Genomic DNA, 6,067 nt, shown 5'->3' on the forward strand with positions numbered 1-6,067 from the left:
CGGTAGAGGCTCTTGCCGTAGCTGTCGCCCAGCGTGCCGACCAGAACGCCGACGCCAATTCCGATGACGTGAAGCAGGGCCGTAGCCAGGATGAATCCTACACCATAGGTGATCCCCGAAACGCCCATAGGCATTTCGGCGCCATGAGTGTGGCCGTGGAAGACCGCAAACGCTCCCACGAGGGCTACGGCGAGGGCCAGCGGCGCATTGACGCCGAAAGCCACCGCGAGGCCGAGCACGACGACCGACAATGCGATGCCGAGCTCAACGAACGGTAGCGGCATGCCGGCAACGCCGGCCAATCCGCCGAGCGCAATGAGCCCAACGAAGGACAGCGGCAGCAGCACCAGCGCCTTGCGCCCAAGTTGGAAAGCGAAAACGCCGGCCAGGATCATGGCGAGCAAGTGGTCCACGCCTCCCAGTGGATGCATGAAGCCATGCATAATGCCACTCGCCTGCCCGACGCCGACATGCGCGAGCGCGGCGGTGGGAGCTAGGCCGAGTGCAAATACTGTCACTCGCAGCAAGTTCTTCCTCATTTCGAACCTCCCTCGCTCATGGCCATGATGATTGTGCTAATCGAAAGCATTCGCGCCCTCTTGTACGAAAAAGACATTCAGGTCGTCCGGTCTTTGGTGCTTGGCATCCGTGTGGTCGGTCGCGATCACACCTTGGCCTTGTTGCGATGACCGAGGTGCCCGGTAGAGATTAGGGTTCCGACGACGTCGAGCATGACGCGGCAGGCAAGCTGCGCGGTATTGTCGTTGACGTCATAGGGCGGCGAGACCTCGACAACCTCCATGCCGCAAAGCCCTTCGGCAGCGATGGTATGGATCATCTCCAGGGCCTCGCGAGGCAGAAGGCCTCCCGGCTCGGGCGAGCCCGTGCCCGGCGCGAACCCTGGATCGATGGAATCGATATCGAAGGAAAGGTAGACGGCCTTGCAGCCCTCCCAAGCCATCTCGAGGGCGATCTCGGCAGCCTTCCGCGGACCGTGCGTTTCGATGTCCTGCATCGTGAGTACGCTCGTGCCACGCCGCTTGGCAATGGCGGTACCGGGACGGTTGCCGTACCAACCCCCGATGCCGATCTGGACGAGATTCTTCGGATGGCAGTTCGGCAGCCCAACGTCATGCATATGACTGTGATCGCGGTGCGTCGTGACCGAACCCTCGTGCGTGGTCCAGAACCAGGGCGTCGTATGCATACGTTCATCCATATCCTTGTCTTGGATATCGATATGTCGATCAATGTGGATGATGCCGACATTGCCGTCGATATGCGGCGCGATGCCCCGGACATTGGGAAAGCCGAGGCTATGATCGCCGCCGCAGATGATCGGGAACACGCCCGACGTATAAATGTGAGAGATCGCCTTGGTGACTTGATCGAACGTTTTCTCGATATTTCCCGGAATGACGAAGATGTCTCCAGCGTCGCAAAGGTCGAGTTCCTCGTAGATGTCGACGCCGCCGTCGAACCAGTAGCCGTCATACAGTGCCGATATACGGCGCACGGCTTGGGGGCCGAACCGCGTGCCCGGCCGGTACGTTGTCGCTGAATCGAACGGAGCACCCACAAACGCCGCCTCGTAGTCGCCGATTCTGCGCATGTCCTCGCAATAGGGCGCCTTCATAAAGGTGTTGATGCCGGCGAAGGCGGGCTGATGTGCGCGGCTGAACAGCGAGATATTGCGGTCGACCACGGAATCGGAGGCTTCTAGGCCAAGCTCCAGGGAGCGGCGGACATCTTCGTCCTGCTTCGACTGCGAGATTCCCGCCAGCCTCTCCATGCTCCTGGCGCCGTGGGTTTCCTGGCGCCTGACGCCATGATGTCCATGGCGATGCGCGTGGCCCTTGTCGGCTCCGCTCGTCTTCTTTCCGGCCATTGGTCTTGTCCTCGCGTGTGGGTTTTAAGGAAGGGTAGTGACCGCGCTACGGCTAAAACAGCCCGATTCTCTCAATCGGAAGCATTAAGACGATCAATGGTGCAGCGCACGTAACGACTAAAAATTCCATGACCCAATAATGGTGAAACGCGCTTCACTTCGCGGCGCGGGGAAATCCGATCTCGGTGAGAAGAAGCTGACGCGCCAGCTTTTGAGGCGCGCGCGGGTTCGTGATGACGAAGATGGGCATGGTGGGCTGTTCGCCTTCTTTCAAAAGAGGCCAAAGGCGTCCCGCCGCAACTTCGGGCGCCGCGAACGCCTCGGGAAGAAAGCACACGCCGATGCCCAACATGGTCAGCCGCTTCGCCTCGTCGAGATGTTCCGAAAGGCCGGCAACTTGGATTCCCAAGCCATGTTGAGTCCGGTAGGCCGTCAGCATGTCGGGCTCATCCGCGCCTGTGAGCACGAAAGCTTGTCCCGACAAGGCCGCGGGGTCGTCTGCCGTTTTGCCGAACAAGGGATGCGAGCGGCCGCAATAGGCGCCATGCAACTCGTCGAACAGAAAGTCGTAGTGAAGATCGGAGCGCAGGGTCTGCGCCGACGCGACGCCCACGTCGATCTCATCGCGCAAAAGCGCTGCCGCCACCGAATCCCACGTCGTCACGTCGACCAGGATCTCCACTTTGGGGTGCTGATCGTGGAAGCGGGATATGGCCGCGTCGAAGCGCTCGCACACCAGGCTCGAAATGATCTGTATCGATATCTTGCCGCGCAGGTCTGCGGTGATGTTGCTGAGCCGCTTGGGCACGCTGCGGACCAAGGCGTTCAGGGAGTCGCATGTCTCTGCGACCAGCATGCCTTCGTCGGTAAGCTCGAAGCCCCGCGGTCCACGCCGACACAGCTTTACGTCGAGCGCGTCCTCAAGCCGCTTAAGGGCGAGGCTGAGGGCGGGCTGCTTGCGCCGAAGCGCTCGGCCGGCACGGCTCACGCCCCGCGCTTCAACGATCTCATGAAAGGTCTTGAGCAGGTTCCAATCGACGTTGCGAGAAAAGTTGGACGACGAACGAAGCATCACCCCACACCTCCCATTGTCACCTCGTCCATTGGACGAGGTTGGCGGTTAACACGTTGGATGGCTGAAAGCGTCACCGCACGGCGTGTCTGGCCGAGCGCAAGGCTTGCCGGATGATTTCGGCTCTGCTTGGACTGGCGAGCGCCTTGGGACTCGGTGTCGCGGACTTCATGGCTCGCTTCAGCGCGCGAAGCCTGGGTGCGCCGCTTGCCTATGGCGGGGTGCTTGTGGTCGGCGCCGTGGCGACCACCGCCTGGGTGATTGCAACGGATCCCCCGCTGGTGTGGTCGCCGTTCGGTTGCGCCATGGCGGTCGCACACGGGCTCGCCGTTGCTACGAGGTGCATGCTTCTCTAGTGGGGCCTCGCGCGAGGCCCCATCGCCGTCGTCGCGCCGATCGTCGCGGCTCACCCCGCCTTGGTACTTGTGGTCAACGTTGCCATGGGCGTGCGGCCGAGCCTGCTCCAGTGGGGCGCGATGGCCACGGTGATCGCCGGCGGCATTCTCATCGCGCGCAGCGCCGTCTCCGGCGAGGATACGATCAAGGCGCGAGCTGACCGGACCACGCTCCTCATCGCGCTCGGCGCGTGCTTCTCCTATGTGGCGCTTGTTCTTACGGCCCAAAGCGCCGTGCCCATGATCGGCGAGGTGCAGACCGTGTGGATCGGCCGATGGACCGGGCTTGCGCTCATCGTCCTGATCCTGCTCGCGCAGCGGGTGCCAATACGCATTCCGGGGCGCTGGGTGCCTTATGTGGGGGTGCAAGGCAGCCTCGATACGTTGGGGTACTTCGCGTTCCTGGCAGGTTCCGCCACGGCGGCTCCGCACGTCACCATGGTCGTCGCCTCCACCTTCAGTGTCGTCACAGTCATCCTCGCACGCTTGATCCTTCACGAACCGGTCAGTTGGCTGCAGTGGGGTTCCATTGGACTCATTGCTGTGGGCACCGCGGTCTTGAGCATGGCGTGAGCCGTCAGCCCCAGACCCGCCCGGGCCTCTCCGTATCGATCTGGTAGTCGGTTGCATGTCTGGTAAAGAACTCACGTCCGAAGCGGCGCGCTGCTTGGATTGGACCGCCCGGATCGCGCGCAACGTCGCCGCGTGCGTTGCCGTAGCCGTGAACCACGCCGACGAAAGTTGAGCGCGTGTAGCGGCAATATTCCTGGAATTGGCAGATCACCGCGCCGGAAACCATGGGGAACGTCTCTTCGGAGCTGACAAGCAAGCCAACCCGCTTGCCGATCATGCCGTCTATGACCGCGTCCGAGCCTGGATATGAGGCGGCGTAGTAGCAGAAGGTCCGGTCGAAAAACGCCTTGAGTTGCGCCGAGCTGCCGTACCAATAGATCGGTGTCGCAGCAATGAAGCCTTCGGCGGGCAGATAGCTCTCGAAGAAGGCATCACGGAAACCATCCTCGATGGCGCATTCCCCGTCGGGCTTGCGGCACTGGCGGCAGTCCCGCAAGAAGCCGGCCAGGACGTCATCGGCATAAATAAATTCCGCCTCATGTCCCGCTTCGGCCAAACCCTCGGCACAAGCCTTGGCAAGAAGCGCGGAGTTTCCGTTGCGGCGCGGGCTGGACGACAGGACGAGTGCTTTCATACTAGGCCCTCAGCAGCTCTGCTGCGGCCTCGTCGAGGCCCTTTCGAATAAAGGCATCCTCTGGGGGAAGCTGCGCAATGACCCCAGGGCGAGTCGACCACCCGGAACTCGGCGTGCAGCACCAGGGCGACCTCCGCCGCGTTATCTTCCGGTTCGTGGCGCCGATGGGTGCCCGTATAGAAAGTCGGCAGCAACACGACATTATCGGCCGCACTGTTCAGCGAGCCGTAGGTCGCATTGGCAAGTCGGGCATCGCGAAGCACTTCGCCGTTCTGGAGAAGAACGTCGCCGAACTCAAAGGTCCTATGATCAGATTTTTGCAAACGGCGCCCAGCCCTTCTCAGTGTCATTCGTCATCACTATATCGTCGTCGATAGGCCTCCGCCGCTGCTTCGAAGCATTCCAGTGGCGGCCGCACGACGCCGGCGCCGATCTGGCCGCCGTCGCGGCCTGCGATGCCAATATCCAGGACTGGCAGCGTTCCGGTTTCAAGCACTTTGAAGACGTCGATTCCGGTCGGGGAACCGCGGAACCCGAGGGGTGGGCTCAGATAGGTGGGGTTTTCCCCCACGGTGATCGCGTAAAGCTCGGTGTTGCGCTGGACCATCGTCTCGTAGGAGCCGCCTTGATAGTCCTGAAGGGTTGGCGCGCAGGCCTGAGCGAACCCGCCGAGACCGATCGTCTCGGCGATGGGGCTTTCGCCACCCATCCAGCTGATCTCGTCCTCCGTGTGCCCTTCGAACAGTTTCGCTTCCACGTGCGCATGTGGGCCTCGAAACCACGTGTCGCCCAAGCCGCTGACCCGTATGGCGAAGCCCCGGCAATTGAAAGCCATGGCGGTGAGCACGCTGGAGGCTTCGATGTCCCGCGCGGCATCGGCGGTTGCCTTCGCGGCCGCCATGGAGAGCCGTAAGAAGAAGTAGTGATCCTCGGTCATGGCTTCGACGGCACGGGAGACCCGCTCGTCACCCGAAGCGGCAAGGGACAGGAAGCTCGGAACGAGCTCGCGCATAAAAAGAAGTGAGGCCGCCGAGTTCCGGGAGTGCACCTCGTCTCCCATACCCAGCGCCCGGCGCATTATCGGTTTCAGCGGAATCGGCCCATTGCCTCTCAGCGCATCGGCGATAACGGGTACGACCTCCTCCTGAACGAACAGGAGCCGTTCCCGCACGCCCTCGTCGTAGACCCCGTAATTCAGACGGCGAGGGTTCTTGCCCTCGTAGATATTGCAATAGGCGACACCGCCAGAGTCGCGGTTCTCGACGACGAAGACCGGCATCGATGCCGTGTAGATGCCGGCCAGTGACCCTATGCAGCCAAAGTCGTGACAGGCGCCGACCTTGATCTCCCCCGCGTCGAGCTTTGCAATCGCCTCGTCTCTATCCTTGGCCAGATCCTCGAACAGCGCGCCGCCGATGATCCCTTCGCGTTGACCGCCTGTATAGTCTGACCAGGGTGTTGGGGCCCCCGAGGTGAGAATCATGTTGGCGGAAAATCCCGGAACG

Annotated in this window: 7 protein-coding genes; 2 read left to right on the forward strand and 5 right to left on the reverse strand. The window is 62.0% G+C overall.

The features are described from left to right. The 3 genes from ACSLE4_RS05090 to ACSLE4_RS05100 all read right to left on the reverse strand — a co-directional run. The coding region (locus ACSLE4_RS05090) for a HupE/UreJ family protein (protein ID WP_435903394.1) at window positions 1–518 on the reverse strand (518 nt) is incomplete at its 3' end. A 146-nt stretch (window positions 519–664) separates the two neighbouring features. Then, window positions 665–1,888: an agmatinase family protein gene (locus ACSLE4_RS05095; protein ID WP_435903395.1), complete on the reverse strand. Its 1,224-nt coding sequence runs from the start codon at window positions 1,886–1,888 to the stop codon at window positions 665–667. A gap of 154 nt (window positions 1,889–2,042) precedes the next feature. Continuing rightward, window positions 2,043–2,960 (reverse strand): LysR family transcriptional regulator, encoded by a 918-nt coding sequence (locus ACSLE4_RS05100; RefSeq protein WP_435903396.1) that lies wholly within the window; start codon window positions 2,958–2,960, stop codon window positions 2,043–2,045. Window positions 2,961–3,073: 113 nt separating this feature from the next. On the opposite strand from ACSLE4_RS05100, the gene ACSLE4_RS05105 reads away from it, so the two are divergent. Both ACSLE4_RS05105 and ACSLE4_RS05110 read left to right on the forward strand, forming a co-directional pair. Further along, window positions 3,074–3,316, forward strand: coding sequence for a hypothetical protein (locus tag ACSLE4_RS05105; protein WP_435903397.1), 243 nt, complete (start codon window positions 3,074–3,076; stop codon window positions 3,314–3,316). Window positions 3,317–3,385: 69 nt separating this feature from the next. Then, window positions 3,386–3,928 (forward strand): EamA family transporter, encoded by a 543-nt coding sequence (locus ACSLE4_RS05110; RefSeq protein WP_435903400.1) that lies wholly within the window; start codon window positions 3,386–3,388, stop codon window positions 3,926–3,928. Between the two features lie 4 nt (window positions 3,929–3,932). Here the strand turns inward: ACSLE4_RS05110 and ACSLE4_RS05115 are convergent, their stop codons facing one another. Together ACSLE4_RS05115 and ACSLE4_RS05120 are read right to left on the reverse strand one after the other, a co-directional pair. Then, window positions 3,933–4,562 carry a flavodoxin family protein gene (locus ACSLE4_RS05115; protein WP_435903398.1) on the reverse strand — a complete coding sequence of 210 codons (630 nt, stop codon included), beginning with the start codon at window positions 4,560–4,562 and terminating at the stop codon, window positions 3,933–3,935. Window positions 4,563–4,908: 346 nt separating this feature from the next. Next, a partial coding sequence (locus ACSLE4_RS05120) for a DUF1116 domain-containing protein (RefSeq protein WP_435903399.1) occupies window positions 4,909–6,067 on the reverse strand: 1,159 nt, incomplete at its 5' end.

Source organism: Methyloceanibacter sp. (assembly GCF_051306395.1).
Lineage (GTDB): Bacteria > Pseudomonadota > Alphaproteobacteria > Rhizobiales > Methyloligellaceae > Methyloceanibacter.

Coding starts and splice junctions, on each gene's coding strand:
- ACSLE4_RS05095 (WP_435903395.1), bottom strand. CDS start 1,888: ATGGCCGGAAAGAAGACGAGCGGAGCCGACAAGGGCCACGCGCATCGC.
- ACSLE4_RS05100 (WP_435903396.1), bottom strand. CDS start 2,960: ATGCTTCGTTCGTCGTCCAACTTTTCTCGCAACGTCGATTGGAACCTG.
- ACSLE4_RS05105 (WP_435903397.1), top strand. CDS start 3,074: ATGATTTCGGCTCTGCTTGGACTGGCGAGCGCCTTGGGACTCGGTGTC.
- ACSLE4_RS05115 (WP_435903398.1), bottom strand. CDS start 4,562: ATGAAAGCACTCGTCCTGTCGTCCAGCCCGCGCCGCAACGGAAACTCC.